This window comes from Jiella flava (assembly GCF_017349315.1).
In the GTDB taxonomy this organism is placed as follows: Bacteria; Pseudomonadota; Alphaproteobacteria; order Rhizobiales; family Rhizobiaceae; genus Jiella; species Jiella flava.
In genome coordinates this window covers 1-1,917 of sequence record NZ_JAFMPP010000034.1, presented here as the reverse complement: position 1 = coordinate 1,917, position 1,917 = coordinate 1, and the positions used below count along the sequence as shown (strand labels likewise).

Here is a 1,917-nt window from a genome sequence, read left to right as displayed (position 1 = left end):
CCTGGCAGCGTATTCGAACTTGGGAAAGTCGAAAAATCAGAGTTCAACGAGGCTGAGCGGCGTATTCTCGGGTCGGACAATCAGGGGACGACACGCCCGGATCCGGATAGGGGGCCGGCGGAAGTCAAGGACGCAGATGCCGCTCAAAAGGACAGGCAGCGGGAGAAAGGCAAAGAAAGCCTAGCCAACGGCAAAGAGGGAGAGAAATTCTACGAAGATAAATATGGCGGCCGGTCTCTCCAAAACGCCTCGGGTAACGGCATCGACAATATCCGAGATGATCCACTCACCTTTAGCGAAATTAAGACATCGACACGCGGCGATTATCGCATGTATGGCGATGAGCTTTTGGGGGGGGCGAAGATTTCGTTAGATCGCGATTGTCACAGATGAGCAAAGGAAAATTTCCGTATAAAGCCCTTAGTTTGTCAGACAGAGAATATGCAGAATCTCTCCTCGATAGAATTGATGCTGGTGAACCCGTATTATACCATAAAATAAAGCTTAAAAAGAATGCCAATGGCACATTCGCTGAGGAGGGCACAGAACCTTGGAAGCGAAATGATGCCGCCTATAAAAAGTGGCGTGAAAATAAGGAGAGAAAACGGACACGAAGAGCGGAACGCAAATCAAAAGACAAAATAATACAAGGTCCGCTCTCAACAGGCCCACCTACGCCCATAAATAATCAAATTTCAGATCATTAATGGCTCGAAGCTATGCGGATAAATCAATGAACAACAATATACGTCTCAAAACGGAGGAAACTCTGAAAGCGCAGCGCGAAGATGTCCGTGATTGGATTCTTGAGCCATTTAACAAAAATCACTTATTTTCTAAGCCGATTGAAAGGAAAATAAAGCCGTTTTTGAACGATGGACAAATGCAAAAAAAATTAATACCTGGTTCTTTTCAGAGTATAAGTTTTTGGTACAGGCGTCAAGCAGATAACAAAAGTCTTAACCAAACACTCTACCCTGATGAAGAATTAGCATTGTCGGGGATCTATACATTTTGGCATTACGAAACGGCTTGCGCGATTATGGAATCTGATGACCCGGCAGGCTACCGGTTTTCGATAACTGATTTCACCAATGTCTCCACGATGCTGTCACTCGGCTGGATGAACCATGCCGATCGTCTCGCCGCAACGATGCTTGACCGCTGGGATGTGCAGGAGGACGGGAACGGAAGCGTCTCCTGGGAAAGCTTGCCCCAGTACCTGCCGTGGCTGTCGGTGAAGCTCTACAAGGCCTGGCGTGGCAGTGACGAGGTGTTTGACTTCGAGCCTCGGGATGAACAGTTGGAAGGCTTTTATCCGCTGTTGAAAGCCATCTTCGATCCGAGCGCGAGCACATTTGGCGAAGCGCTTATCGAGGCAGCTGATTTTCATGTGATGGGGATCGGGACAGACGATTACGATCCGGTGCGGGATGAGGATTATTGGCTTTTCCCGGTGGAAATCTTGGCCGCCTGCCGTATCCGCCAACAGCGCTGCCTGGATATTCCCTATGTTGAGCATCCCCTTTTCGACGCGACACCGTTGGGGCGGTATCATTCTCCGCTCCCGGTGCCGCGCGATGACATTCTTGAAAAGGTTCTGCCGCTCTACGCCAAGGTGACGGGTAAACTGGATCTACAGGTCTAGAGCGTCGGGCGATTAATCAGCGACATAGCCTGCGGTCTTGAAATAATTCCAGCATTCGTCGGGCTCGAAGAGGTCGCAGATATCGCCGAGGGCTCGCCAGAGGTCGTCGGTGGTCCGGGCTTTGGCTTTGCGCAGAAGGGCCTTGAGCTTGGCGAAAGCCATTTCGATGGGATTGAGGTCGGGCGAGTATTTCGGCAAGAGCAGGCGCCAGGCGCCCCGTTCGGCGAGCGCCTTGGCCGCCCGGGGGCTCTTGTGGACATTGAGATTGT

4 protein-coding genes are annotated in these 1,917 nt (G+C 50.9%); 3 read left to right on the top strand and 1 reads right to left on the bottom strand.

Features of this window, described 5'->3' with window-relative positions; translation table 11 throughout:
* The 3 genes from J1C48_RS18625 to J1C48_RS18615 form a co-directional block, all read left to right on the top strand.
* Positions 1–393: hypothetical protein (locus tag J1C48_RS18625; protein WP_207259499.1), on the top strand; the 393-nt coding region annotated here is incomplete at its 5' end.
* On the top strand, positions 390–707 hold the full coding sequence (locus J1C48_RS18620; RefSeq protein WP_207259498.1) for a hypothetical protein: 318 nt from the start codon (positions 390–392) through the stop codon (positions 705–707). The genes J1C48_RS18625 and J1C48_RS18620, both read left to right, overlap by 4 nt.
* Positions 708–733: 26 nt before the next feature.
* The gene (locus J1C48_RS18615; RefSeq protein ID WP_207259497.1) at positions 734–1,648 is read left to right on the top strand and encodes a hypothetical protein; all 915 of its coding nucleotides are present in this window, start codon (positions 734–736) and stop codon (positions 1,646–1,648) included.
* A 12-nt stretch (positions 1,649–1,660) separates the two neighbouring features.
* Here the strand turns inward: J1C48_RS18615 and J1C48_RS18610 are convergent.
* A partial coding sequence (locus J1C48_RS18610) for a transposase (protein ID WP_207259496.1) occupies positions 1,661–1,917 on the bottom strand: 257 nt, incomplete at its 5' end.